Here is a 24,437-nt window from a genome sequence, read left to right on the forward strand (position 1 = left end):
GATCGTCAATCTTCAACCGCCGCAACAGACCATTCTTGAGGCACTCGGCAAACGTTACCTGGCCATTTATTCCTGAATTAGGTGCGGAATGTCGGATGAAAGACTACCTGCGACTGGTTCAACCCAAAGAGATTACGGGCTAGCCCGGGCGTGTATTGCACCCAACAAAAAGGCCGAGCAACAGCTCGGCCTTTTTGTTTAGTCTTTTTCTTACAGCTGTCAGCTTACCGCTTAAAGCTGGTTTTAGTGGTGGTGACCACCTTCACCGTGGGCGTGGCCGTGGGCCAGCTCTTCTTCGGTGGCGGCACGTACACTCACCACCTCCAGATCAAAGTTCAGCGTCAAACCGGCCAGGGGATGGTTCATGTCCACGTCGGCCATGAATTTGCCCACCTTGGCGACCGTCACCTGGCGCTCGCCCTGCTCGGTATGCACCGTGGCCATCATGCCCGCCTTCCACTTCTTGGCACCTTGCAAATGCTTGACCGGTACGCGCTGGATCATGTCGTCCTTGCGCTCGCCATAACCTTCTTCCGGGGTCAGGGTGACGCTGAAGCTTTCGCCTTCTTCTTTACCGGTCAGCGCCTTTTCCAGGCCTTCCAGCATGCCGTTATGGCCATGCAGGTAAGCCAGCGGCGTGTTGCCGACGTTGGTGTCCAGCACCTGGCCGTCTTCACTTTTCAGGGTGTAGTTGAACTGTACTACGGTGTTGTCTGCAACTTGCATCTGTTGTCCTGTCTGTATCGGGAAAATAACCGACACAAATAATAACAGATGGTACAACCCGATTCAGTTCCATCGTCCATCGCCACCCCACCCCCAAATTGAGCACCGCCGAGGAGTTCGGCAATACACTGCCCAGGTTTTAACCCACTATTCAGGAAGTGAGCAGGCGTCAAATTGAGCGCTGTCGAGGAGTTCGGCAATACACTACCCAGGTTTTAACCCACTATTCAGGAAGTGAGCAGGCGTCAAATTGAGCGCTGTCGAGGAGTTCGGCAATACACTGCCCAGGTTTTAACCCACTATTCAGGAAGTGAGCAGGCGTCAAATTGAGAGCTGTCGAGGAGTTCGGCAATACACTGCCCAGATTTTAACCCACTATTCAGGAAGTGAGCAGGCGTCAAATTGAGAGCTGTCGAGGATTGGGATACACTGCCCATTAAACCATCCCGCCGAGAATCAGTGTCGCATGTCAAAATCGCAGGACAGTATCCGCATCATCAAGAAGTACCCCAACCGCCGCCTGTACGACAGCCACACCAGCAGCCACGTCACCCTGGTCGATATTCGTCGGCTGGTGCAGGAAGAAGAACCCTTTCAGGTCATAGACGCCAAAAGCGGCGACGACATCACCCGCAGCATTCTGCTGCAGATCATTCAGGAAGCGGAAAGCGACGGCGATCCGATATTTTCCAGCGACATGCTGAAGAACATCATCCGTTTCTACGGACCCTTTCAGGGCGTGCTTGGCAGCTATCTGGAAGAAAGCATTCAGTCGGTGATCGACATTCAGACCCAGACCGGCACCCAGTCGACACAGGCCTGGACCGAGTTCATGCACAGCCAGGTGCCCATGATGCAGGATATGATGCGTCAGTACGTGGAGCAGTCCCGCAGCCTCTACCTCAACACCCAGAACATGTTCGGCCTGTTCGGCGCTTTCAACTATAGCGACAACAAAAGCGACAACAAAAGCGACAACAAGAGCGAGAACAAGAGCGAGAACAAGAGCGATACAGGCAAAAAGGACGAAAAAAAAGACGATAAGGAATAACCCCTATCGCCTCAACGAGATAACCGCTGTTATTTTTCGTTATCGTTATCGTTAATTAGTTGGCTTTGGCTGAACCACGTGCACTTTTCGCATTGTTGTTGGCATTGCTTGCCTGCTGCGCGGCGGCACTGGTCGCGGCGCTGATACCTTTCTCGGCAGTTTCTGCTACCTGACGGGCGGCCTTTTCGGACTGCTCTGTTGCCTGCTTGACCGCCTTGTCGGTGATCTCGGCGGCTTCTTTGGCCGCTTTTTGCGCCTGCTCATAGGCTTCGTTGGCGCTGTTTACCGCAGATTTCAGCGCGTTAACCGCAGACTCGGTACCGGCGGGGGCATTGCCTGCCAGCTGGTCAATCATGTCGTTCAGCTGCTGGCTGCCGGCGGCAATTTGCTGCTCGGTAAACTTGCCAAACTGCTGCTGGCCATCGGTCAGCAGAGACAGCACTTCACGGTTGAAGGACAGGTGACGATCCAGAATGGCAGTCGGGCTGAAGAAACCGCTTTGCAGCTCGAGCAGATCCTTGATGTCACGTACAGCCAGCAGCTTGCCGGCATAATCAAACTGAGCGGCACCCAGTTCGGTCACTGAATCCTGCTGCAGCTTGCCCAGCTTGGTGGCGCTGGCAACCAGGTTGTTGGTCAGACCCTGTACCAGGTCCAGGTTGGCTTGCTGGGTGTTTTGCAGTTTTTCAAAATTGAACAATGACATTATCTATCTCCTGAAGAATGGGGTGGCTCTAGGCCCGGTACGCCAGCAAGAAAAACATCATCATTCCACTTTCTTGGCTTCGGCGCACACCACTAATATTGCACCGCACAAAAACGATTTACAAGCTCTTTTTTGTGCATCGCAAAAAAAACACATTGATACCGTTTTGTTCCTACTGCCAACTCCAGAGTATTACTGTCACGGATGACCGCCGTATGACAGGGGTTCAGCATGCCGGGCTGAAAGCGGAAGACTACCTGGCCAACAACGACAGCTACTCTTTCTTCTATCAGCTGAACGCCCTGGTAGAGACAGGGCCGACCCGCACCAACGTCAACGACTTCCGCGCCATTCTGATCCTGGGCCAGCAAGAGACGTGACCACCCACGCCCCACCGACAAGCCGGTGGCAAAACTGGCATATAAGCCACTTTTTGCTCGAAGCGCCCCCCCCTTTCCACTATAATCACGCGCTTAAAATTTCCCGCGCTTTGGCCGGGCGGTTAAACCGAGCAAGAGGGTATGACTCAGGTGATAAAGACGCCGTACTATCTCATCGACAAAAGCAAGCTGCTGCGCAACATGGAAAAGATCGCCTATGTGCGCGAACACTCCGGCGCCAAGGCGCTGCTGGCGCTGAAATGTTTTGCCACCTGGTCGGTCTTCGATCTGATGAGCCAATACATGGACGGCACCACCTCGTCTTCCCTCAACGAAGTCAAGCTCGGAAAACTCAAGTTTGGCGGTGAAACCCACGCCTACAGCGTGGCCTACGCCGACGACGAAATAGAGGAAGTACTGGCCCACTCCGACAAGGTCATCTTCAACTCCATCGGTCAGCTCGAGCGTTTTGCCGACGCCTCCGCCCGCCATGTGCGTGGCCTGCGCCTGAACCCCGGCGTATCCAGCTCCGAATTTCTGATTGCCGACCCCTCCCGCCCCTTCAGCCGCCTGGGTGAATGGGATGCGGACAAGGTCGCCACCGTCATCGACCGGATTTCCGGCTTCATGATCCACAACAACTGCGAGAACAGCGATTTTGCCCTGTTCGACCAGATGCTGGGCGAAATAGAAACCAAGTTTGGCCGCCTGCTGGAACAGCCCCAAATCAGCTGGGTCAGCCTGGGCGGCGGTATTCACTTTACCGGCGACGACTATCCGCTGGACCAGTTCTGTGCCCGGCTCAAGGCATTCTCCGAGCGTTACGGCGTGCAGGTTTTCCTGGAGCCCGGCGAGGCCTCCATTACCATGAGCACCTCGCTCGAGGTAACGGTGCTCGACACCCTCTATAACGGCAAGCAGCTGGCGATCGTGGACAGCTCCATCGAGGCCCACATGCTCGACCTGCTGATCTACCGCGAATCCGCCAAAATGGCGCCCAACGAGGGTAAGCTAGAATACATGGTATGCGGCAAGTCTTGCCTGGCCGGCGATATCTTCGGTGAATTCAAGTTCGAGCGCGAGCTCAAGGTCGGTGACCGACTGTCTTTCATCGACGCCGCCGGCTATACCATGGTCAAGAAAAACTGGTTCAATGGCGTCAAGATGCCCGCCATTGCCGTACGTGAGCTCGATGGCACCGTTACCACGGTCAAGGAGTTCACGTTCGACGACTTTGTAAGCAGCCTCTCCTGAGGCATGGAGTAACCCCAACAAAGCCTTTCCAAGGAGGCTCCAGAGGAAAAAAATGAAGAAAAACGTTCTGATTATTGGTGCCGGTGGTGTATCCCAGGTTGTTGCACACAAGTGCGCGCAACATAACGATGTTCTGGGTAACATCCATATCGCCTCGCGTACTGTCGAGAAATGTCAGCAAATCGTCGACAGCGTGCGGGAAAAGGGCAGCCTCAAGGTTGCCGGTGAATTGCAAGCCCATGCCCTGGATGCGCTCGATATCGAAGCCACCAAGGCGTTGATTGACAAAACACAGTCGCAGATGGTGATCAATGTCGGATCGGCTTTCATCAATATGTCGGTGCTGCAGGCCTGCATCGAGACCGGCGCCGCCTATCTGGATACCGCGATTCACGAAGATCCGACCAAGATCTGCGAAACGCCGCCCTGGTACGCCAACTACGAGTGGAAGCGCAAGCAGCTGTGTGCCGACAACGGCATTACCGCCATTCTGGGTGCCGGCTTCGATCCGGGTGTGGTCAACGCCTATGCCGCTGTAGCGGTCAACGAATACTTCGACAGCGTCGATTCCATCGATGTCATCGATATCAATGCCGGCAGCCACGGCCGCTACTTCGCCACCAACTTCGATCCTGAGATCAACTTCCGCGAGTTCACCGGTCGGGTCTGGTCCTGGCAAAACAGCGAGTGGGTGCAGAATCAGATGTTCGAAGTAAAGCGCACCGACGATCTGCCGGTCGTAGGCAGCCAGACCAGCTACATGACCGGTCACGATGAAGTGCACTCTATGTCGCAAAATCTGGGCGTGCCCAATGTGCGCTTCTGGATGGGCTTTGGCGAGCACTACATCAACGTGTTCACTGTGCTGAAGAATCTGGGTCTGCTGTCCGAGCAGCCGGTGAAAACCGCCGAAGGCCTGGAAGTGGTGCCGCTGAAGGTGGTCAAGGCCGTGCTGCCCGACCCTTCTTCCCTGGCCCCGGATTACACCGGCAAGACCTGCATCGGTGATCTGGTCAAGGGCAAGAAGGACGGCAAGGACAAGGAAGTGTTCATCTACAATGTGGCCGATCACGCCGAGGCCTATGCCGAAGTGGGCAGCCAGGGCATTTCCTACACCGCCGGTGTGCCGCCGGTGGCCGCCGCCATCCTGATCGCTTCTGGCGAATGGGACGTGAAGAAGATGGCCAACGTGGAAGAACTGCCGCACCGCCCCTTCATCAAGCTGCTCAACGAAATGGGTCTGCCGACCCGCATCAAGGACGAGCAGGGCGATCGCCCGCTGAGCTTCTAAGCCCGATCGTTTGATGAGCAAAAGGCCAGTCCGATGGACTGGCCTTTTTTGTTTGATATGTCTTCATACTCGGCGGTAGCTTGGGATGAGATCGGCGATTCGCTGCGCTCCTCAGCAAGCTGCTCGTTTGCTGTAGGCGCCAGCCTCTTCTCGTTTACCGCTTATGGCTTATGGCTGGTGCCGGGTGCCTTGCCGCCGATGGATCTTGCCCAGGTCCTGCTTGTGTTCGAATCCGGTGAGGGGTGAGGTAAAGAGTAAAACATCACCCCCTCACGATATTCAGACGTAAAAAAGCCAGCTACATGAGCTGGCTTTTTAAATTGGTCGGCGTTGCAGGATTCGAACCTGCGACCCTCTGGTCCCAAACCAGATGCGCTACCAAGCTGCGCTAAACGCCGAAGTCTTTCTTTACTCTTAAACTGCTCTCGGGTCGCACCCTCTGGTCCGCTTAATCCCAAGACACGAGATGCGATACCAAGCTGCGCTAAACGCCGAAGTCTTACTTTTTAACTCTGTGCATTGTACTTATTTTAAGTGCAATTACAAGCTATTGAAGCAGTGGTGCGAAGGGGGGGACTTGAACCCCCACGTCCATAGGACACTAACACCTGAAGCTAGCGCGTCTACCAATTCCGCCACCCTCGCATTTTTCTACTGCTTCCAGACCTGGGCCTGAAACTGGGGTGACCGACGGGGCTCGAACCCGCGACAACTGGAATCACAATCCAGGACTCTACCAACTGAGCTACGGTCACCATTTTCAATACATCTTCAATACATCGTCCAATACCAGATGGCGCGCCCGACAGGATTCGAACCTGTGACCTCTGCCTCCGGAGGGCAGCGCTCTATCCAGCTGAGCTACGGGCGCTCTACATTCGGACGACGCGAATACTAAGACCCGCCCCCATTCTTGTCCAGCACTTTTTTACAATAAACGACCGTGTGATGATTTTATCAACAGGATGCTGATTTTTTTGGCTAGGCTAACCATAGGCGTCTCGCAGATGGATTGAATTGGCTTAAATTGACTTATAGAGGAAAAAACCTAGAATCCAAAAAATGAATAAATATTCATTCTCAATACAATCCATAGCGACCAGATGCCCATACTAAAAAGCGATAACTCATGACCGACAAACGCGAACGAATTTTAGCCGCAGCAGAAACCCTTATCGCCCACTGCGGCTTCCAGGGCATGTCGATGCAACTGGTGGCCAAACACGCCAACGTCGCGACCGGTACCATCTATCGGTATTTTGCCGATAAGGAAACCCTGCTGCGTTGCCTGCATGAAGAGCGGATGCTCGAGGTGTCGACCGCCATTTTGCAGGACGTCGACACCACAGAGCCGGGCCATGCCCAGTTTCGGCAGCTGTGGCTCAACACCCTGCACTATCTGCAGGCCAGTCCGGACAGCCTCTGCTACCGGATCCAGTACGAGGCTTCCCCCCTGTTTGACAGGGAGGAAGAGCGGCAGATGAACGAGCGCTATTTCCAACCGCTGTTCGAATTTTTTGAACGCGGTCGCGAAACCGGCTTGTTCAGGGACATACCGGCCGAGTTGCTCGCCTTCCTGGCACTCGAAAACCTGATGTTGCTGTCGCAAAAATGCACCAAGGGCGGTATCGAGCTCGATGAAGCGCTCTATCAGCAACTGCTCGATGCCAGCTGGAATGCCATTCTTAAACGTTAATGGTGTACAAACGTTGCGGGAGTAACCCTGATGAAAAAGTGGATACTGTCTATGTTGTTGCTGCTAGTGGTCATTTTCGGCAGCGTCATCGGCTTCAGCCTGTTCAAGCAACACATGATGGAACAATATTTCGCCCGCATGCCGATACCCAGCTTTCCGGTGACGGTGGAAAAAGTGAGCCCCACCGACTGGACGCCGCGCATTGCCGCCATCGGTTTTATCGAGCCCATTCAGGGTATCAATGTCAGTAACGAGGCGGCCGGCATAGTGCGCGTCATTCACTTCGAGTCAGGCCAGCAGGTCAGCACCGGCGATATTCTGCTGGAGCTGGATGCCGATGTGGAAAAAGCAAATCTGCGCAGTACCCAGGGCCGCCTGCCCGCGGTGCAGGCCAACCTGGAACGGATGCGCCAGCTGTATGCACGCGGATCCGTCTCCAGGGGCCAGCTGGACGAAGCCCAGGCTAATTATCAGGAATTGCTGGGCCAGGTTGACTCGCTCAAGGCCACCATAGAGCGCCGTACCATTCGCGCCCCCTTCAACGGCATCATGGGTATCCGCAACGCCTTTCTCGGCCAGTATCTGGATGCCGGTACCGATATCGCCCGGCTGGAAGACATCAGCCAGTTCCGCATTCGCTTTACCATTCCCCAAACCCGCATTGCCGACATTGCGGTAGGACAGAAGCTGAACATCTTCGTCGATGCCTATCCCGATACCCCGTTCGAGGGCGAGATCACCGCCATCGAACCCCAGGTTAATCCGGAGTCGGGCGTAGTGCAGGTACAGGCCAGCATCCCGAATAAACAAGGCAGGCTGCGCTCCGGCATGTTCGCCAAGCTGGATGTGCAACTGCCGGTACAGACGGGGCAGATTCTGGTGCCGCAGCACGCCATCAACTTCACCCTCTACGGCCAGACCGTCTATGTAGTGGAAGAAGAACAGGCAGAAGGCAAGGAAGAGGGTGAAACCGTGCAGGTCGCCAGACAAAGGGTGGTGGAAGTCGCCGAACGGGAAGCCGAATTTGCCCGCGTGACCAAAGGCCTGACACCCGGCGAGATCATAGTGACTTCGGGTCAGGTACGCCTGTCCAACGGCAGCCAGGTACAGCCGGTGGAAGACGATGCGCTGGCCACGCCCGAATCAGTGCCCCAGCTGTAAGCGGAGAAGACGATGCGCTTTACCGATGTCTTTATCAAACGGCCGGTGCTGGCCGTGTCGATCAGCCTGCTGATCGTGCTGCTGGGGCTACAGGCCCTGCAGAAGATGCAGGTACGTGAATACCCCGAAATGACCAACACCGTCATCACCGTCGGTACCGGTTATTTCGGCGCCAGCGCCGAGCTGATTCAGGGGTTTATCACCCAACCGCTGGAGCAGGCCATCGCCCAGGCCGATAACATCGACTTCATGAGCTCCAGCAGCAGTAACGGCAGCTCGAAGATCACGGTACAGATGAAGCTGAATACGGATCCCAATGCCGCCTTGTCGGATATTCTGGCGCGGGTCAACTCGGTGCGTTCCCAGCTACCCCGGGAGGCGGAAGACCCCAGCCTGGAAATGACCACGGGGGCCTCCACCTCCATCATGTACATCGCCTTCAGCAGCGAGCAGCTCAGCGCGCCCCAGATCAACGACTATCTGGAGCGGGTGATACGGCCCCAGTTCTATTCGGTGGACGGGGTGGCCAAGATCAACCTGTTCGGTGGCGCCAAGTTCGCGCTGCGTATCTGGCTGGATCCGCTGCGCATGGCCGCCTACCGGCTGACCGCCCCCGAGGTGTTGTCGGTGCTGCAGGCCAACAACTACCAGGCCGCGGCCGGTCAGGCCACCGGCTATTTCATGCTGTACAACAGCGACATCAATACCCAGATAGAAAACGCCGAGCAGCTGGAATCCCTGGTCGTCGCCACCCGTGACGACGCCGTGGTCAGGCTGCGCGATATCGCTCAGGTATCGCTGGAAACGAGCCACGACGTGGTGCGCGCCCTGGCCAACGGCGAGTCGGCGGTCGTCATTGGTGTGGATCCGACCCCGTCCGCCAACCCGCTGAACGTGGCAGATAATGTGCGTGCCATGCTGCCCGGCCTGGAGCGCAACATACCCGACACCATCAAGATGAAACTGCTGTACGACGCTACCGACGCCATCAACGAGTCCATCGGTGAGGTGATCAAGACCATCGTCGAGGCTTCCTTGATCGTGATTGTGGTGATCACCCTGTTCCTCGGCTCGCTGCGTGCCGTGCTGATCCCCATCATCACGATTCCATTATCGCTGATCGGGGTGGCCATTCTGATGAACTTTTTCGGCTTCAGCATCAACCTGATGACGCTGCTGGCCATGGTGCTGGCCATCGGCCTGGTGGTGGATGACGCCATAGTGGTAGTGGAAAACGTCGACCGGCACATCAAGGCCGGCGAGTCACCCTACCGGGCCGCCATTATCGGCACCCGGGAAATCGCCGTACCGGTCATCACCATGACCATCACACTGGCGGCGGTCTATGCACCCATAGCGCTGATGAGCGGCATTACCGGCTCCCTGTTCAAGGAGTTCGCCCTGACCCTGGCCGGGGCCGTGTTCATCTCGGGCATAGTGGCACTGACCCTGTCGCCCATGATGTGCTCCAAACTGCTCAAGCCCCACGATAAGCCAAATCGCTTCGAGCATGGCGTGGAAAACACCCTGAACAAGATCACCGCCGGCTATGTCCGTATGCTGGATGCGGTGCTGGCCAGGCGCCCTGTGGTCATCGCCTTCGCGTTGCTGGTGTTCGGCTCCCTGCCGGTGCTGTTCGGTTTTATTCCCGACGAGCTGGCCCCGAGTGAAGACAAGGGCGCCTTCCTGATGATGGCCAAGGCCCCCAACTCCGCCAACCTCGATTACATCGAGAACAACATGCGCAAGGCGGTGGAGATACTCAACAAGGAAGCGGGGATCGCCACTTCCCTGACCATTGCCGGTGTGCCCAATGCCAACCAGGGCCTGGCGGTGGCCGTGCTCAAACCCTGGAGTCGGCGCGACAGCCAGCAGGCGATTCTCGAGCGGGTCACGCCGCCGCTGCAGGCCATTCCGGCGGTGGCCATCAGCGCCTTCGGGCTTCCCGAGCTGCCCGGTGCCTCCGGCGGTCTGCCGATACAGTATGTGCTGACCACCCCCAACAGCTTCGAAAGCCTCTACGCCGTGGCGGCCGAGGTGCTGGGCAAGGTAAGCCAGAGCCCGCTGTTCGTATACAGCGAGCTGGATCTGGCGTTCGACTCGGGCACCATGAAGATCGCGGTCAACCGGGACAAGGCCGGTGCCTATGGCGTGACCATGCAGGACATCGCCATGACCCTGTCGACCATGATGAGTGACGGCTATGTCAACCGGGTGGATCTGGACGGTCGCAGCTACGAGGTGATCCCCCAGGTCATCCGTTCAAACCGGCTCAATCCGGACTCCATCAAGGATTACTATGTGCGCGCCCACAACGGCGACATGGTGCCGCTGGCCAACCTGGTGTCCATCACCATGGAAGCCCAGCCTCGCTCCCTGCCCCACTACAATCAGCTGAATTCGGCCACCATCGGTGCCGTACTGACGCCGGGTGTATCCATGGGCGATGCCATCGGCTTCCTCGAGCAGGAGGTGACCACCCAACTGCCCAACGGCTACAACCATGACTATCTGGGTGCCGCCCGCCAGTTCGTCACCGAAGGCAGTGCCCTGTACATGACCTTTCTGCTGGCGCTGTTCATCATCTTCCTGGTGCTGGCATCCCAGTTCGAGAGCGTACGCGATCCGCTGGTGATCATGGTATCGGTGCCGCTGGCCATTTCCGGCGCCCTGATCACCCTGGCCTGGGGGCTGGGAACCATGAACATCTATACCCAGGTAGGGTTGATCACCCTGGTCGGCATCATCACCAAGCACGGCATTCTGATGTGCGAGGTGGCCAAGGAAGAACAGCTGCACCGCGGCCTGAACCGTACCGACGCCATTCGGGTGGCGGCCCGCATTCGTCTGCGCGCCATCCTGATGACCACCGCCGCCATGGTGGCCGGGCTGATCCCGCTGCTGTTTGCGGTGGGTGCCGGTGCCGTTTCCCGCTTCGGCATGGGTATCGTCATCGTCTCGGGCCTGAGTATAGGTACCCTGTTTACCCTGTTCGTGCTGCCGGTGATCTACACCTTCCTGGCCTCACGACACAAGCCGCTGCCGGAGTTTGATGAAGACCAGGCACCGAAGACGCTGGCAAGCCATTAATCCCGCCTCGGGGTAATGGAATGAACCGAAGGGCTGCCTCAGGCAGCCCTTTTTCTTTGTTTATCTATCTGGGGAGACAAGAGGTGGCAAAGAGAAAAAAGGGCCCACTCCGATCTGCTCCCTCCCCTTTGCCTCGGCGTGTCGGAATGACAGCGGAGTGCAAGGCAAGGGGAGGGTTGGGGAGGGGTTGCAGCAGCAGATTGGCATGTTCGCCGAGCCGGTCAACATCGACACCCCCTCCCAACCTCCCCCTGGCGAAAACCCGCCGTTATGTCTGTTAGTCCGCAGTCAAGGGGGAGGAGTAATACGGTGCTAGCAGAAGCGGAGTACAGTGACAACGACGCAGCGTCAGCCTGACCGAGCATACCGTGAATGTTCGCAGCTGGTTGAAATTATGAGTGTCATACCCCGTATCGTGTCGGAGCTGACGATCCTGTTGCCTCTTTGACTGCGATGACACAAGCCTTGGATCCTGTTCGGTATCTCGCCGTTCTTTCTTTATTACGATCGCCATTGGATAGTAAGCTGGCCTTTTGACACCGGAGGGAACCGTCATGATGATGTGGATACTGTTGCTGGGGCTGGCCATCGGCCTGGTCTTGCTGCTGGTCAATCAGGGCCGGACTCAGAGCGAGCTCGATGACCGGCTGCAGCAGCTGGCAGCGGAAAACCGTCGCTTGTGCGAACGGGTCAACACTCTGGAAAAGCTGGTGCTGGAAAAAGAAAAATGTCGCCCGTTCGAGGAACTGGAATAACCCGTCGCCCTCTTGCTCCCACCCCCCGGCCTTCCTACACTGGTCCACTCTCTGTCCTCATGCGCTGCACGGATCAGTACTCATAATGAAAGATCAGAAAAAAGCCTATCTGTTTGGGCTGGGGGCCGTGGCCTGCTGGTCCACCGTGGCCACCGCCTTCAAGCTGTCGCTCGGTTATTTTACTCCGGCCCAGCTGTTGCTGGTGGCCACCATCAGCTCCTTGCTGCTGCTGCTCGGCATGCTGGCGTGGCAGGGCAAGCTGACCTATCTGGCGCGCTATTTTCGCGCCCGCCCCGGCTATTATCTGCTGCTGGGGCTGATCAATCCGGCCCTCTATTATCTGGTGCTGTTTCAGGCCTACGATCGGCTGCCGGCCCAGCAGGCACAAACGCTCAACTACACCTGGGCCATCACCCTGACCCTGCTGGCGGTGCCCTTTCTCGGCCAGAAAATCCGCAAACAGGACGGGATAGCCATTGTGCTCGGCTACCTCGGCGCCATGGTGATCGCCACCAGGGGCGACCTGCTCGGCCTGGACTTCGAGGATCCGCTGGGGGTCGCGCTGGCCCTGTTTTCCACCCTGCTCTGGGCCGGTTACTGGATTTTGAGTGCCCGCAACCAGGACGATCCCCTGGTGGCGCTGACCCTGAGTTTTCTGCTGGCGCTGCCTCCGATAGTGCTGGCCACGGCGCTGTGGTCCGACTTTACTCTCACCGCCTGGCAGGGCTGGGTCGGCGCCATCTATGTGGGACTGTTCGAGATGGGCTTCGCCTTCGTGATGTGGTTGCTGGCCATGCGTTATGCGGAAAATACCGCCCGGATTTCCAACCTGATTTTCATCTCGCCCTTCGTCTCGCTGTTGCTGCTGCGTTTTCTGGTCGGCGAGGAAATCTACCCCGCCACCCTGGTCGGGCTGTCGATGATAGTGGCGGCGCTGTTGATCCAGCAACTGAGGCTCAAGCCGCGGTTTGCCAACCCATCGAAGGCGGAGTAGAGTGAGCCCATCGCCAACCGTATACGATTCCAGATGAGCCGAACGCCTTGTAAAACCCTGACCCGGTCGGTGGTCGAAACGCTTCGCGCCCGCATTCTCACAGGCGAATTCAGTACCGGCGTCCTGTTGAAACAGCATATCGAAACGGCGGGCCAGTCCATCAAGCAACTGTTTGCTTCTCGCTAAGGAGACACAATGACGCCTGCCTCTCGCATTAACGCCGTGCGCAACAGCATGACACAACAGGGTCTGGACGCTTTTATCGTGCCCCACGACGACGAGCATCTGGGCGAATACATTCCCCCCCATGCCGAGCGGCTGGACTGGATCAGCGGATTTAACGGCTCTGCCGGCGCCGCCGTGGTGCTGGCCGACAAGGCTGCCGTGTTCGTGGATGGTCGTTATACGGTTCAGGTTCGACATCAGTGCAGCTCGGCGCTGTTTGAATATCACCATCTGGTCACGGAACCTTATCTGGACTGGCTGCTCGCCGAGCTGGCGCCCGGCAGCCGGGTGGGGTTCGATCCCCGGTTGCACAGCCATCACTGGCACCAGAATGCCAAGACCCGGCTGGCCGCCCACGACCTCACCCTGGTGCCGGTGACGGAAAACCTGATTGACCTGCACTGGCACGACCGACCCGTACCGGACTGTCACCCGGCCCTGCTGCTCGACCAGGAGTACAGCGGCCAGCACAGCGAGGCCAAGCGCAGCCGCATTGCCGCTACGCTGACCGCCGACAAGGTCGATGCCCAGTTGCTGACGCAGGCCGAGCCCATCAACTGGCTGCTGAACATTCGCGGCCGGGATATCGACTGCCTGCCGGTGGTACTGAGCTTCGCCCTGTTGCACCGCAACGGCGCCGTGCAGCTGTTTGCCGATCCGGCCAAATTCGACGGTCTCGACCTGCAGCTTCACTGCGGCCAGGACGTGACCCTGGCGCCCGTCGGCGAGCTGGAAGCCGCCCTGCAGTCCCTGGGCGAACAAGGGGCCCGGGTACAACTGGACCCGCACACCGCCAACGCCTGGAGCGGCCTGATGCTGAGCCGGGCCGGGGCCGAGCTGGTGTTTGCCGACGATCCCTGCATGCTGCCCAAGGCCTGCAAGAACCCGGTGGAAGTCAACGGCAGCCGCGCCGCCCACCGGCGCGATGGTGCCGCCGTGTGTCGTTTTCTGGCCTGGCTGGACAGCCGGCTTCAGCAGCCGACCCCCGAGCAGGAAGACGAAGGCACCCTGGCCGAGCGGCTGGCGGCCTTTCGACGCCAGCACCCGGCATTTGTCGAACCCAGTTTCAACACCATATCGGCGCTGGGGCCCAATGCCGCCATGTGTCATTACCACCACGACAACGGTACCCCGCGGGCTCTGGGTCAGGACGCCATCTATCTGGTGGACTCCGGCGGCCAGTATCTGGACGGCACTACCGACATCACCCGTACCGTGGCGGTCGGACAGCCCGACGATGAGATGCGCAAATTGTTCACCCTGGTGCTGCGCGGCCATATCGACCTGGCCTGCGCCCGCTTTCCCGCCGGTACCGGCGGCCTGCAGCTGGATGCGCTGGCCCGCATGCCCCTGTGGCAGCAGGGCTACAACTTCGACCACGGCACCGGCCATGGCGTGGGTCATTACCTCAGTGTGCACGAAGGGCCACAGCGAATTTCGCCCAGGGGCAGCATGGTACCGCTGACCACCGGCATGATCGTCTCCAATGAACCCGGTTATTACCGGGAAGACGGCTTCGGCATCCGCTGCGAAAACCTGCAGGTGGTACAGGCCGCCGACACCGACGGCGAGATTCCGGTGTTCGAGCTCGAGACCCTGACCCTGGTACCCTTCGATAGCCGACTGCTTGATGTCGACTGGCTCGAGCCCAAACATGTCCGGTGGCTGAACCACTACCACCAGACGGTATGGGAACAGATCAGCCCGCAGCTGAGTGGCAATGATCTGGCCTGGCTGGAGCAGGCCACCCGGCCGTTATAAGGTGAACAGCGGGGAGCGGGACTTGGCGGGTAGGTTGGAATGAGCGAAGCGAATTCCAACCTTCATGCAAGCCGCTGTTTGTTGGGATTCGCTACGCTCATCGCCAACCTACTCTGAATGGCGGCCGCTACAGTTTGCTGCCCCTTACCAAAATTCGGTAAACTGCTCCACATCTTGTCGTGCGGGTATGGTCCTGCGCGACAGCCTTATTAACCGGGTCCATCTATGCCACTAGCCAATGATTACCGCGCCTTGCTGGAACGACTGCCCACACTGGCGGTGAATGCCGATCAGGTGCAGGTACTGCACTCTGCCCGCAGCTTCAAGCAGCGGTTGCTGGAACTGATCGCCACCGCGCATACCCGCATCTATCTGGCGGCACTCTATCTGCAGGATGACGCGGCCGGCCGTGAAATTCTGACCGCCCTCTATGAGGCCAAACAGGCCCGCCCCGGCCTGGATATTCGCCTGTTCGTCGACTTTCATCGGGCCCAGCGCGGCCTGATCGGCCATCAGGGCCAGGGCGGCAACCACCGGATGTATCAGGAATTTTCCGCCCGTTATGCCGAGCCCATCGCCATTTACGGGGTGCCGGTCAAGGGGCGTGAAATTCTGGGCGTGTTGCACCTCAAAGGCTTCGTGTTCGACGAGACCCTGCTGTATTCCGGCGCCAGCCTCAACGATATCTACCTGCATCAAGAGGATCGCTATCGCTTCGATCGCTATCACCAGTTCACCGACGCCCGGCTGGCGGACACCATGGTCGATTACATGGATCGGCTCTTTGCCGATAATCCGGCGGTGCCCTTGCTGACGGCAGAGCCCATCCCCGGTGCCCGCCAACTGCGCCATGCCATTCGCCAGTTCAAACAGCAGATGAAGCGCACCCGCTACGAATTCGAGTCCATGCCACGCCGGGAGGGTCAGGTGGCGATCACCCCCCTGGCCGGCCTGGGCAAACTCGGCAACCGGCTGAACCGCGCCATTCGCAACCTGCTGCGCAGCCCGCGGGAAACACTGTTTATCTGCACCCCCTACTTCAATCTTCCCAAGCCCCTGGCCAGGGATATTCGCGGCCTGCTGAAAAAAGGGATTGAAGTCACCCTGGTGATCGGCGACAAGACGGCCAACGACTTTTATATTCCACCGGAGCAACCGTTCCGTACCATAGGCGGCCTGCCTTATCTGTACGAAACCAATTTGCGCCGTTTTGCCCGCGCCCATCAGACCTATATCTATCAGGGCAAGCTCAACATCATGTTATGGCATCACGACCGCAACTCCTACCATCTCAAGGGGCTGTTCGTGGATGATGATCTGGCGATGATTACCGGCAACAACCTCAATCCCCGCGCCTGGGGGCTGGATCTGGAAAACGGCCTGCTGGTGCAGGACCCGGATCGGCTGTTACAGGCAAAGTTCGAGGCAGAAAAGGCCAATATCCTCGAACATTGCCAACGATTGGAGCATTTCTCGGAAATCGAAGAGCTCTGTGATTACCCCGCGCCGGTACAAAAACTGCTCAAACGGGTACAGCGTACCCGCGCCAACGTACTGCTCAAGCGACTGCTCTGAAGCTGAAAGCCGAAAACTAACAGCTGGAAGCTCTCTGTTCTTCCGGCTTCCAACTCTTGTTGCTATTCTCTGTATATATTTACAGGTTGGGGCCGTTATGAATCTGGACAAGATGTCCCTCAGTCTGCTCAAGGGCGTGGGCGACAAGATGTTGGAAAAACTGCACCGGCTGGGTCTGGAAACGGTGCAGGACCTGCTGTTTCACCTGCCGCTGCGTTACGAAGACCGTACTCGGGTCTGCCCCATTGCCGGGCTCGTGCCCGGCATGCATGTTGCCGTGATCGGCGAAATCGTCGACAGCAACATCAGCCATGGCCGCAAACGCATGCTGATCTGCCGCATGCGGGATCACAGCGGCACCCTGACCCTGCGTTTCTTCAATTTCGCCGCCGCCCAGAAAAACCACCTCACCGCCGGCACCCGGCTACGGGCCTTCGGCGAAATCCGGCCCGGTCATCACGGCCTGGAGATTATCCATCCGGAATACAGCCTGCAGCAGGACGAGCAGCCGGTGACCGCCGAAGCCAATCTGACCCCGGTGTATGGCACCACCGAAGGGCTGCGCCAGATAAGCCTGCGCCAGCTCACCGATCAGGCCCTGACGCTGCTGGAGCAGCAACCGCTGCAGGAATGGCTGCCCGATGGCCTCTACGACCGCCAGCTGGGCCTGAACGATGCGGTACGCCTGTTGCACCGACCGCCCGCAGACGTGGCCCTGTTCGAGCTGGAACAGGGCAAACACCCGACCCAGCAACGGCTGGTGATGGAAGAACTGCTGGCCCACAACCTGTCGGTGCTCAAGGTACGGGAACAGAGCCAGTCCCACCGGGCCCGGCGCTTGTCTTACCCCCGTCCGCTGATTGACGATTTTCTGGCCCGGCTGCCCTTTGCGCCCACCGGCGCCCAGCGGCGGGTGGTGGCCGAAATCGGCGATGATCTGCAGCAAGAGGTGCCCATGATGCGGCTGGTACAGGGCGACGTCGGCTCCGGCAAGACCCTGGTGGCGGCCCTGGCGGCCCTGCAGGTGATCGGCAATCAGGGCCAGGTGGCATTAATGGCCCCCACCGAACTACTGGCCGAACAGCATGCCAACAACTTCGCCGCCTGGCTGGCCCCGCTCGGGATCAGGGTCGGCTGGCTGGCGGGCAAGGTCAAGGGCAAGGCCCGGGCCGAGCAACTGGAACGGCTGGCCAATGGCGAGCTGGGCATGATAGTCGGCACCCATGCGCTGTTTCAGGAGCAGGTGCAGTTCAACGCCCTGGAACTGGTCATCATCGACGAACAGCACCGCTTTGGCGTGCACCAGCGGCTGGCCCTGCGCGAAAAGGGCAGCCAGGGCGAGTTTTACCCGCACCAGCTGATCATGACCGCCACCCCCATTCCCCGCACCCTGGCGATGACCGCCTATGCGGATCTGGACACGTCCATCATCGACGAACTACCACCGGGGCGCACCCCGGTCACCACGGTCGCCATGCCCGACACCCGCCGCGACGACATCATCGCCCGGGTGCGGGAAGTGTGTCGGGAGCAGGGCCGCCAGGCCTACTGGGTCTGCACCCTGATCGACGAGTCCGAGGTACTCGAGTGCCAGGCGGCGGAAGATGCCGCCGCCGAGCTGACCGCGCAACTGCCGGAGCTTAAGGTCGGCCTGGTGCATGGCCGCATGAAGCCGGCTGAAAAACAGGCGGTGATGGCCGACTTCAAGGATGGCCGGCTGGACCTGCTGGTCGCCACCACGGTGATCGAAGTGGGGGTAGACGTGCCCAATGCCTCGCTGATGATCATCGAAAACCCGGAACGCCTGGGCCTGGCCCAGCTGCATCAGTTGCGTGGCCGGGTCGGGCGCGGCGCCGTGGCCTCCCACTGCGTGCTGCTCTATCACGCCCCCCTGACCAAGACCGCCGGCCAGCGGCTGGGGGTACTGCGCGACACCAACGACGGCTTCATCATCGCCCAGAAGGATTTGGAAATTCGCGGCCCGGGCGAGCTGCTCGGCACCCGTCAGACCGGACTGGCGGATCTTAAAATTGCCGACCTGGTGCGCGATCAGGCCCTGTTGCCCGAGGTTCAGCGCCTGGCCCGCTATCTGGCCGACCGCCATCCGGCGGTGGTGGAGCCGCTGATCCGACGCTGGCTGGGACAACGGGATCACTACGGCAAGGTCTAAGATGTAAGGGGTGAGGGGTGAGGGGTGAGGGGTGAGGGGTGAGGGGTGAAGAATACGGCTCGCCTCACCCTTCACTCATTACGCCTCACCATCTGTTGTGCTGTTCCCGCCCCAGTTCAAGCTATGTATGATACAAGTATCGGATTTTAAAGGGATACACCATGAAGAAGCTGGCCAAATATCTGCTGGTGTCGGTGCTGGTACTGCTGCTGGCCGGCTGGCTGCTGCTGAGTGTTTTTGATGCCAACCAGCTGAAAAAGCCGGTGCTGGGCTGGCTCAACGAACACACCGAGCTGGATCTCAGCATAGGCCGCCTGGAATTCAACCCCCTGCATCCCTATACCCTGCTGGCGGAAGAGGTGCGCCTGGGCGACTGGTTCAGCGCCCGTCAGCTGTACCTGCAACTGGCGACCCTGTCGCCGCTGTCGGGCCAGACCCGCATCGCCACCCTCGATATCATCGACGGCAAGCTACAGCTGGATAACGCCACCGAGCTGGCGTTACCAGACAACCTGGCCAACATCCGCATCGACGAGCTGAACACCAAAAATCTGAGCCTGACCTGGAATGGCTGGGAGGCCAGGGGCGCCGACCTTACCCTCAGCCAGTGGCAGCCCAGGCGTCTGGGGGAATGGCAATGGTGGTCGGATCTCGACGTCAACGGCCAGCTGCGCCACTTGTCTCATCCCGTGCTGGAGATGTCGCAGATCAGCCTGGCCGGCCATATCAGCCAGCAACAACTGATGCTGGATCGGGTGCAGAGCCGCTTGTTCGAGGGCCTGTTCGACTCGGCCCTGACCCTGAATCTGCCAAGGCGGGAACTGATCCTGAACGCGCCGCAATTCAGCCATAACCAGCTGCAATTCGAACGACTGCCCCGGCTCGATAAAGACTGGACCCTGCAGGTCAACCGCGGCCAGCTGAAAGACGTCAGCATCACCAGCCCGGCGCTGACCGCCAACGGCATCGATGGTGACCTTCGCTATTTCGAATGGCGCGACGGCGGCCTGCCCGAGGCCGGCGGCACCTGGCTGGCCGAGGAGGCGGTACTGGACTGGCTGCGGCTGGACGCTCATCAGGGCCAGCTGTTGAGTAGCCGGGAACAACTGGAGCTGACCCTCGGGGGCAAGGCCTATCAGGGTACCTTCGACACCGAGCTGCGCTGGTATCCGCAACAGGGCAGACTGGATATCGATAACCTGCAGTTGCAGGGCAACAAGCTGACCTGGCAGCCGGATTTGTACTGGCCGGTGCCGGACGTACGCATTCACAAGCTCAACCTGAACCGGGGCGAGCTGCTGTCTATGGACCCCAAGCTGCCGCTGTCGTTGCTGGGTGGCGAGCTGTTTATCGCCGATCTGGCCTGGTCCGGTGCCCAGTGGCGTCCGCTCAGCGAACAGGCACGGCTGGAAGGCCGCTGGAGCGAAATGGCCTACGACAGCCTGATCGTGCGCCAGGGCCATTTCAATGCACGACTCGATGATACCCGGCTGTTGCTGGACCAACTGAGCACCGACGCCCTCGACGGCCGCATCAATCTCGATGGCAGCCTGGGGCTCTACCCGCCCCATCGGGGCCAGATCCGGCTGGAAGGAAAAGAACTGGAATTGCGGCGGTTAAGCCACTGGCTGCAGGCCGAGCGCGACTTTTCCGGCCGACTGGATATCAGTGCCGATCTCACCGGGACGATTCGCCGGCCCGCCAGCTGGGAAGGCTCGCTGGCGCTGGATGGCCGCGATATCTTCATCGAAAAACTGGGGCTGGATGACTGGCTGAAACAGCGGCTGGGCGAAGACTATCGCCGTCCGACCCGGGTCGACCCGCTGCTGGCGGCGCTGGATCTGGAGCAAAGCGACGGCTTTATCTACCGCGCCACACTGAAAGGCCCGGTAAAACAAGGTCGCTGGCAGCTGGATGGCAGCGCGCTACAAAGCGTACGCCACCTGCTGGCGGCTCGCGGGGCGCTGGACTTCACCGGACACTGGCAACTGGAGTTGGGCGCGATCAATGACCAGGGCTGTCGGGAACTGGCCGTTCGGCTGGAAGACAGCTGGCGTGCTCCACGGCTGCGCCTGCACCAGCCCGAGCTGAATACCCCCTGCCAGCCCTGGTATCGGGGTGCCGTACCCTATCCCGCCGCCGGCCTGCCCGGCCGCCTCACCGAGGCGGTACGCAAGCTCAAGAACGGGGATTAGGGACTGGTGATCAGTGCGGCAGTATCACGTAGCGGCCGGTGAAGCTGGCGGCCTTCTGTTCGCCGCTGTACAGGGTCACGTTCAGCTCTATTCGTACCCGTTCTCCGGCCTGCAACGGCATCAGCCGCTCCCGCAGCCGGCCCTGCACCTCGGCGGTGGGCTCGTCCCATACCGGGGTCATGAACTTGATGTCGCCACTGCCCTGCACTATGTCACCGCTCAGCCCGAATTCCTGCATCTGCATCCAGATCAGGCCCCAACCGGTCAGCGCGCACTGGCTGTAAATACTGCCGGCAAACATCGACTCGTGCATATTGAGGTTGGCGGTCAGGTTGCCCTTGGTCTTGAACCTGCTGCCGGTGTACTGAATGATTTTGATACCCATCTTCTCGCTGATGGGAATGCGCCTGTGCCACTGACGCTGAAGCTCGTCACACAACTCGGGCCGGTGGCGAATTTGATGAATGGAGGTCAGCGCCTTGATCATCTGCCGGTGGGGGATTTTGCCGAAACTGATGGGGCCCTCGCCCACCACGGTAAAACCGCAGCGACCATAAAATGGCACCGCTTCTTCCCGGGCATTCATCACCAGCCGACGAACGCCCAGCTGGCGGGCCACCTGCTCCAGAGCCTGTACCATACGAGTACCCAGACCCTGGTCACGACAGTCGGGCACCACCGCCATAAAGCGGATCTGGGCCTCGTCACCACTGACATAAAGGCGACCCACAGCCACCAGATTGCCGTTGTTATCCACCATCATCCGATGGTGGGCATATTCGTCGAATTCGTCCCGCTCCGAGCCCAGGGGTTGTTGCCAGGGCTTGCGCAGCAGCTGCCAGCGCAGCTGATAATAGGCTTCAAGTTCCGCTTCCGTTTGCGGGGTGACCACACGATACATGGTCTGCTCCTATTGTGATTATTCTTGAAATAGGTTGCCGCACACTGCGGCAGAGTGAAGTCTGGTTACATCATGGTGGCCGTTTCAAACCTGCAGCCAGAAGGTGACGGGGCCATCGTTGGTCAGGCTGACCTGCATATCGGCGCCGAAGCGCCCCGACTCGGTGGCAATGCCCTGATCCCGCGCCGCCATCACGAAATAGTCGTACCAGCGTTCGGCGTCTGCCGGCGCGGCACCACGAGAAAAACCCGGCCGCAGGCCACTGTGGGTATCGGCGGCCAGCGTAAACTGCGAGACCACCAGCAGGCTGCCGCCGGCCTGGCGCAGGTTCAGATTCATCTTGCCGGCGTCGTCACCGAATACCCGATAGCCAAGCACCTTGTTAAGCAGTTTGTCGGCGCGCGCCTTGTCGTCGCCGCGCTCCACGCCCAGCAACACCAACAGGCCCGGACCTATGGCACCCACGGTATCACCGGACACCTCGACCGATGCCGAACCCACTCTCTGAATCAGGGCTATCATGACCGAACCAACTCCTTTGCCATCTGATCGGTGGCTTTCACCAGGGCGTCTATAATACCCGGTTCAAAGGCGGAATGTCCGGCTCCCGGCACGATTTGCAGCATTAATTCCGGCCAGTGTTCCGTCAGGGTCACGGCACCGCCCAGCTTGCAGATGGCATCATAACGGCCATGGATCAGGACGGCGGGTATTTTTCGCACCCTTTCAATATGCTTGATGATGTAGTTTTCTTCTATAAAGCAGTTGTTTATAAAGTAATGGCATTCAATACGCGCCAGCGCCAGGGCGGCATGCGCCTCGCCGTAACAGGTCTCGGCATCCACTTTCGGCAGCAGGGTGGCGATACGTCCCTCCCAGATGGCCCAGGCCCGGGCCGCATTGAGCCGGGCCAGTTCGTTGCTGCTGGTCAGCAGGCGATAATAACGGTTCAGCAGGTGCCGGGTATCCCCCTCCAGCGGGACCAGAAAATCCCGATAATAATCGGGAAAAAGCTGGGCGGCACCGCCATCGGGTTGATAGAGCCAGTGCAGATCCTGCTGACGGCCCAGAAAGAGACCGCGCAGCACCAGACCCAATACCCGCGCGGGATGATCGATGGCATAGCACAGGGCCAGCGTCGAGCCCCAGGAGCCTCCGAATACCAGCCAGGAGTCAATATTCAGCGTTTCGCGAATCTGCTCCATATCGGCGATCAGCGCCTGAGTGTGATTATCGGCCAGTTCCGCATGCGGCTCCGACTGACCGGCCCCCCGCTGGTCGAACAGTATGATGCGATAACGCTCGGGATCAAAAAAGCGCCGGTGCTCGGCGCTGGTACCGGCACCGGGCCCGCCGTGCACCAGTACCACCGGAATGCCGAGCGGATTACCGCTTTCTTCCACATAGAGTCGATGTCGCGGCGACACCGATAACCACTGCTGGCGATGGGCGCCAATACTCGGATACGGGGTTCTCATCAATCAAGGTCCTCGGGCGAATCGGAATTCTCGTCTTCAAAGCTTAGCCCCTGACGTCGTTCGTAGTCACCGAGGCCGGCGGTCAGCTCGGCGCCCAGCAGGGCAATCATCCAGCTCAGATAGATCCAGACAAAGAGAATGGGGATGGTCGCCAGGGCGCCGTAAATCGCCTCGTAGGAAGGAAACCGGGTGATATAAAAGGCAAAGGCGCGCTTGGCCAGCTCGAACAGCAAGGCCGCCACCAGGGCCCCGCAGATGGCATGACTGAAGCGCACCCGCACATTGGGCACCACCATATAGAACACCACGAACATCAGGGTCGACAGCAAAAACGGCAACAACCCCAGCAGCAGAGTACCCACCCCCACTATGGTATCGACCTGGAACAGGTGCAACGAGGTAAGGTAGGAGGTCAGCGCCAGGCTGGCGCCCGCCAGAATGGGACCCAGGGTCAGTATCATCCAGTAGGTGGAAAAGGCCACCGACCAGCGTCGCTTCTGGGTCACCCGCCAGATATGGTTGAAGTTCTCGTCGATGGCGGAGATCAGCAGCATGGCGGTGACCGCCAGCGCCGCCACCCCGATGGCGGTGGTTTTGGACGCATTGTCGATAAAGCCCTGAATGCTGTCCTGCACCACCTCCCCGGCGGCGGGCACGAAGTTGCTGAACACAAAGGTCTGAATGGTATCCCGCAACTCGGCAAACATGGGAAAGGCCGACATCATGGCAAACACCACCGCCAGCATGGGCACCAGCGACAGCAGGGTGATATACGCCAGGTAACCGGCGGTCACCTTCAGCCGATCTTTTTGTATCCGTTTCAATAAAAAGAGGACGAAACTCGCGCCATGTTCCCGTACGAATCGCAGCCGATGCCTGACTTGCGCGACAACCTGATTCATAAGAACCTCATTTTGCTGTCAAAGAAGGTTCATTGTGGCAAATTAATCAGGCACAGTGCCAGCCGGATATCATCATATCGGGGCCCCCTGCCCCGTATTATCCGTCGGCATCCAACAAAAAGGGCG

The 24,437-nt window shown here is 59.1% G+C and carries 21 protein-coding genes and 4 tRNA genes; 15 read left to right on the plus strand and 10 right to left on the minus strand.

From position 1 onward, the window contains the following. Window positions 1-243: 243 nt before the first annotated feature. Window positions 244-726: an FKBP-type peptidyl-prolyl cis-trans isomerase gene (locus HNR62_RS10215; protein WP_204795994.1), complete on the minus strand. Its 483-nt coding sequence runs from the start codon at window positions 724-726 to the stop codon at window positions 244-246. A 466-nt stretch (window positions 727-1,192) separates the two neighbouring features. Between HNR62_RS10215 and phaR the strand changes: the two genes are divergently transcribed. Beyond that, window positions 1,193-1,777 carry a polyhydroxyalkanoate synthesis repressor PhaR gene (phaR, locus tag HNR62_RS10220; protein WP_204795995.1) on the plus strand — a complete coding sequence of 195 codons (585 nt, stop codon included), beginning with the start codon at window positions 1,193-1,195 and terminating at the stop codon, window positions 1,775-1,777. Between the two features lie 55 nt (window positions 1,778-1,832). Here phaR and HNR62_RS10225 read toward each other — a convergent pair whose 3' ends face one another. Next, a complete protein-coding gene (locus HNR62_RS10225; RefSeq protein ID WP_204795996.1) occupies window positions 1,833-2,483 on the minus strand; it encodes a phasin family protein in 651 nt (216 codons plus the stop codon). A gap of 134 nt (window positions 2,484-2,617) precedes the next feature. Here HNR62_RS10225 and HNR62_RS10230 point away from each other — a divergent pair, with 134 nt between their 5' ends. The 4 genes from HNR62_RS10230 to HNR62_RS10245 all read left to right on the plus strand — a co-directional run bounded on the left by HNR62_RS10230 (window position 2,618) and on the right by HNR62_RS10245 (window position 5,654). After that, window positions 2,618-2,863: an MOFRL family protein gene (locus HNR62_RS10230; RefSeq protein ID WP_338044099.1), complete on the plus strand. Its 246-nt coding sequence runs from the start codon at window positions 2,618-2,620 to the stop codon at window positions 2,861-2,863. 141 nt (window positions 2,864-3,004) lie between these two features. After that, on the plus strand, window positions 3,005-4,117 hold the full coding sequence (locus HNR62_RS10235; protein WP_239552737.1) for a carboxynorspermidine decarboxylase: 1,113 nt from the start codon (window positions 3,005-3,007) through the stop codon (window positions 4,115-4,117). Window positions 4,118-4,169: 52 nt separating this feature from the next. Then, window positions 4,170-5,408: a saccharopine dehydrogenase family protein gene (locus HNR62_RS10240; RefSeq protein WP_204795997.1), complete on the plus strand. Its 1,239-nt coding sequence runs from the start codon at window positions 4,170-4,172 to the stop codon at window positions 5,406-5,408. Between the two features lie 33 nt (window positions 5,409-5,441). Beyond that, a complete protein-coding gene (locus HNR62_RS10245; protein WP_204795998.1) occupies window positions 5,442-5,654 on the plus strand; it encodes a hypothetical protein in 213 nt (70 codons plus the stop codon). A gap of 75 nt (window positions 5,655-5,729) precedes the next feature. Here the strand turns inward: HNR62_RS10245 and HNR62_RS10250 are convergent. From HNR62_RS10250 to HNR62_RS10265, 4 genes are all read right to left on the minus strand, one after another. Beyond that, window positions 5,730-5,806, minus strand: a tRNA-Pro gene (locus HNR62_RS10250). Between the two features lie 161 nt (window positions 5,807-5,967). After that, window positions 5,968-6,053 (minus strand) — tRNA-Leu (locus tag HNR62_RS10255). Window positions 6,054-6,087: 34 nt separating this feature from the next. Next, a tRNA-His gene (locus tag HNR62_RS10260) sits at window positions 6,088-6,163 on the minus strand. Window positions 6,164-6,202: 39 nt separating this feature from the next. After that, a tRNA-Arg gene (locus HNR62_RS10265) sits at window positions 6,203-6,279 on the minus strand. 258 nt (window positions 6,280-6,537) lie between these two features. On the opposite strand from HNR62_RS10265, the gene HNR62_RS10270 reads away from it, so the two are divergent. The 10 genes from HNR62_RS10270 to HNR62_RS10315 all read left to right on the plus strand — a co-directional run bounded on the left by HNR62_RS10270 (window position 6,538) and on the right by HNR62_RS10315 (window position 21,030). After that, window positions 6,538-7,104 carry a TetR/AcrR family transcriptional regulator gene (locus HNR62_RS10270; RefSeq protein ID WP_204795999.1) on the plus strand — a complete coding sequence of 189 codons (567 nt, stop codon included), beginning with the start codon at window positions 6,538-6,540 and terminating at the stop codon, window positions 7,102-7,104. A 30-nt stretch (window positions 7,105-7,134) separates the two neighbouring features. After that, complete coding sequence (locus HNR62_RS10275; protein ID WP_204796000.1) at window positions 7,135-8,265, plus strand: efflux RND transporter periplasmic adaptor subunit; 1,131 nt, start codon at window positions 7,135-7,137, stop codon at window positions 8,263-8,265. A 12-nt stretch (window positions 8,266-8,277) separates the two neighbouring features. Next, window positions 8,278-11,355, plus strand: a complete 3,078-nt coding sequence (locus HNR62_RS10280) for a multidrug efflux RND transporter permease subunit (protein ID WP_204796001.1) — start codon at window positions 8,278-8,280, stop codon at window positions 11,353-11,355. 554 nt (window positions 11,356-11,909) lie between these two features. After that, the gene (locus HNR62_RS10285; RefSeq protein ID WP_204796002.1) at window positions 11,910-12,110 is read left to right on the plus strand and encodes a hypothetical protein; all 201 of its coding nucleotides are present in this window, start codon (window positions 11,910-11,912) and stop codon (window positions 12,108-12,110) included. Window positions 12,111-12,192: 82 nt separating this feature from the next. Beyond that, window positions 12,193-13,104, plus strand: a complete 912-nt coding sequence (locus HNR62_RS10290) for an EamA family transporter (RefSeq protein ID WP_204796075.1) — start codon at window positions 12,193-12,195, stop codon at window positions 13,102-13,104. 33 nt (window positions 13,105-13,137) lie between these two features. Then, complete coding sequence (locus HNR62_RS10295) at window positions 13,138-13,290, plus strand: hypothetical protein (RefSeq protein WP_204796003.1); 153 nt, start codon at window positions 13,138-13,140, stop codon at window positions 13,288-13,290. Between the two features lie 9 nt (window positions 13,291-13,299). After that, window positions 13,300-15,090 (plus strand): aminopeptidase P family protein, encoded by a 1,791-nt coding sequence (locus HNR62_RS10300; protein WP_204796004.1) that lies wholly within the window; start codon window positions 13,300-13,302, stop codon window positions 15,088-15,090. A 225-nt stretch (window positions 15,091-15,315) separates the two neighbouring features. Continuing rightward, a complete protein-coding gene (pssA, locus tag HNR62_RS10305) occupies window positions 15,316-16,665 on the plus strand; it encodes a CDP-diacylglycerol--serine O-phosphatidyltransferase (RefSeq protein WP_204796005.1) in 1,350 nt (449 codons plus the stop codon). Between the two features lie 97 nt (window positions 16,666-16,762). Further along, window positions 16,763-18,835, plus strand: coding sequence for an ATP-dependent DNA helicase RecG (recG, locus tag HNR62_RS10310; protein ID WP_204796006.1), 2,073 nt, complete (start codon window positions 16,763-16,765; stop codon window positions 18,833-18,835). 161 nt (window positions 18,836-18,996) lie between these two features. Continuing rightward, on the plus strand, window positions 18,997-21,030 hold the full coding sequence (locus tag HNR62_RS10315; RefSeq protein ID WP_204796007.1) for an AsmA family protein: 2,034 nt from the start codon (window positions 18,997-18,999) through the stop codon (window positions 21,028-21,030). Between the two features lie 10 nt (window positions 21,031-21,040). Here the strand turns inward: HNR62_RS10315 and HNR62_RS10320 are convergent, their stop codons facing one another. The 4 genes from HNR62_RS10320 to HNR62_RS10335 form a co-directional block, all read right to left on the minus strand. Next, window positions 21,041-21,931 carry a bifunctional GNAT family N-acetyltransferase/hotdog fold thioesterase gene (locus HNR62_RS10320; RefSeq protein WP_204796008.1) on the minus strand — a complete coding sequence of 297 codons (891 nt, stop codon included), beginning with the start codon at window positions 21,929-21,931 and terminating at the stop codon, window positions 21,041-21,043. Between the two features lie 84 nt (window positions 21,932-22,015). Then, window positions 22,016-22,453 carry a D-aminoacyl-tRNA deacylase gene (gene dtd / locus HNR62_RS10325; protein WP_204796009.1) on the minus strand — a complete coding sequence of 146 codons (438 nt, stop codon included), beginning with the start codon at window positions 22,451-22,453 and terminating at the stop codon, window positions 22,016-22,018. Beyond that, a complete protein-coding gene (pip, locus tag HNR62_RS10330) occupies window positions 22,450-23,409 on the minus strand; it encodes a prolyl aminopeptidase (protein WP_204796010.1) in 960 nt (319 codons plus the stop codon). The genes dtd and pip overlap by 4 nt, the downstream gene beginning before the upstream one ends. Then, window positions 23,409-24,311 (minus strand): virulence factor BrkB family protein, encoded by a 903-nt coding sequence (locus HNR62_RS10335; RefSeq protein ID WP_204796011.1) that lies wholly within the window; start codon window positions 24,309-24,311, stop codon window positions 23,409-23,411. Before HNR62_RS10335 ends, pip begins: the two co-directional genes overlap by 1 nt. Between the last annotated feature and the right edge of the window lie 126 nt (window positions 24,312-24,437).

Source organism: Oceanisphaera litoralis, assembly GCF_016907015.1.
GTDB classification, from domain to species: Bacteria; Pseudomonadota; Gammaproteobacteria; order Enterobacterales; family Aeromonadaceae; genus Oceanimonas; species Oceanimonas litoralis.

Coding starts and splice junctions, on each gene's coding strand:
- pssA (WP_204796005.1), top strand. CDS start 15,316: ATGCCACTAGCCAATGATTACCGCGCCTTGCTGGAACGACTGCCCACA.
- HNR62_RS10280 (WP_204796001.1), top strand. CDS start 8,278: ATGCGCTTTACCGATGTCTTTATCAAACGGCCGGTGCTGGCCGTGTCG.
- dtd (WP_204796009.1), bottom strand. CDS start 22,453: ATGATAGCCCTGATTCAGAGAGTGGGTTCGGCATCGGTCGAGGTGTCC.
- HNR62_RS10235 (WP_239552737.1), top strand. CDS start 3,005: ATGACTCAGGTGATAAAGACGCCGTACTATCTCATCGACAAAAGCAAG.
- HNR62_RS10275 (WP_204796000.1), top strand. CDS start 7,135: ATGAAAAAGTGGATACTGTCTATGTTGTTGCTGCTAGTGGTCATTTTC.
- HNR62_RS10295 (WP_204796003.1), top strand. CDS start 13,138: ATGAGCCGAACGCCTTGTAAAACCCTGACCCGGTCGGTGGTCGAAACG.
- pip (WP_204796010.1), bottom strand. CDS start 23,409: ATGAGAACCCCGTATCCGAGTATTGGCGCCCATCGCCAGCAGTGGTTA.
- HNR62_RS10285 (WP_204796002.1), top strand. CDS start 11,910: ATGATGATGTGGATACTGTTGCTGGGGCTGGCCATCGGCCTGGTCTTG.
- HNR62_RS10320 (WP_204796008.1), bottom strand. CDS start 21,931: ATGTATCGTGTGGTCACCCCGCAAACGGAAGCGGAACTTGAAGCCTAT.
- phaR (WP_204795995.1), top strand. CDS start 1,193: ATGTCAAAATCGCAGGACAGTATCCGCATCATCAAGAAGTACCCCAAC.
- recG (WP_204796006.1), top strand. CDS start 16,763: ATGAATCTGGACAAGATGTCCCTCAGTCTGCTCAAGGGCGTGGGCGAC.
- HNR62_RS10240 (WP_204795997.1), top strand. CDS start 4,170: ATGAAGAAAAACGTTCTGATTATTGGTGCCGGTGGTGTATCCCAGGTT.
- HNR62_RS10335 (WP_204796011.1), bottom strand. CDS start 24,311: ATGAATCAGGTTGTCGCGCAAGTCAGGCATCGGCTGCGATTCGTACGG.
- HNR62_RS10215 (WP_204795994.1), bottom strand. CDS start 726: ATGCAAGTTGCAGACAACACCGTAGTACAGTTCAACTACACCCTGAAA.
- HNR62_RS10225 (WP_204795996.1), bottom strand. CDS start 2,483: ATGTCATTGTTCAATTTTGAAAAACTGCAAAACACCCAGCAAGCCAAC.
- HNR62_RS10315 (WP_204796007.1), top strand. CDS start 18,997: ATGAAGAAGCTGGCCAAATATCTGCTGGTGTCGGTGCTGGTACTGCTG.
- HNR62_RS10300 (WP_204796004.1), top strand. CDS start 13,300: ATGACGCCTGCCTCTCGCATTAACGCCGTGCGCAACAGCATGACACAA.
- HNR62_RS10245 (WP_204795998.1), top strand. CDS start 5,442: ATGGACTGGCCTTTTTTGTTTGATATGTCTTCATACTCGGCGGTAGCT.
- HNR62_RS10270 (WP_204795999.1), top strand. CDS start 6,538: ATGACCGACAAACGCGAACGAATTTTAGCCGCAGCAGAAACCCTTATC.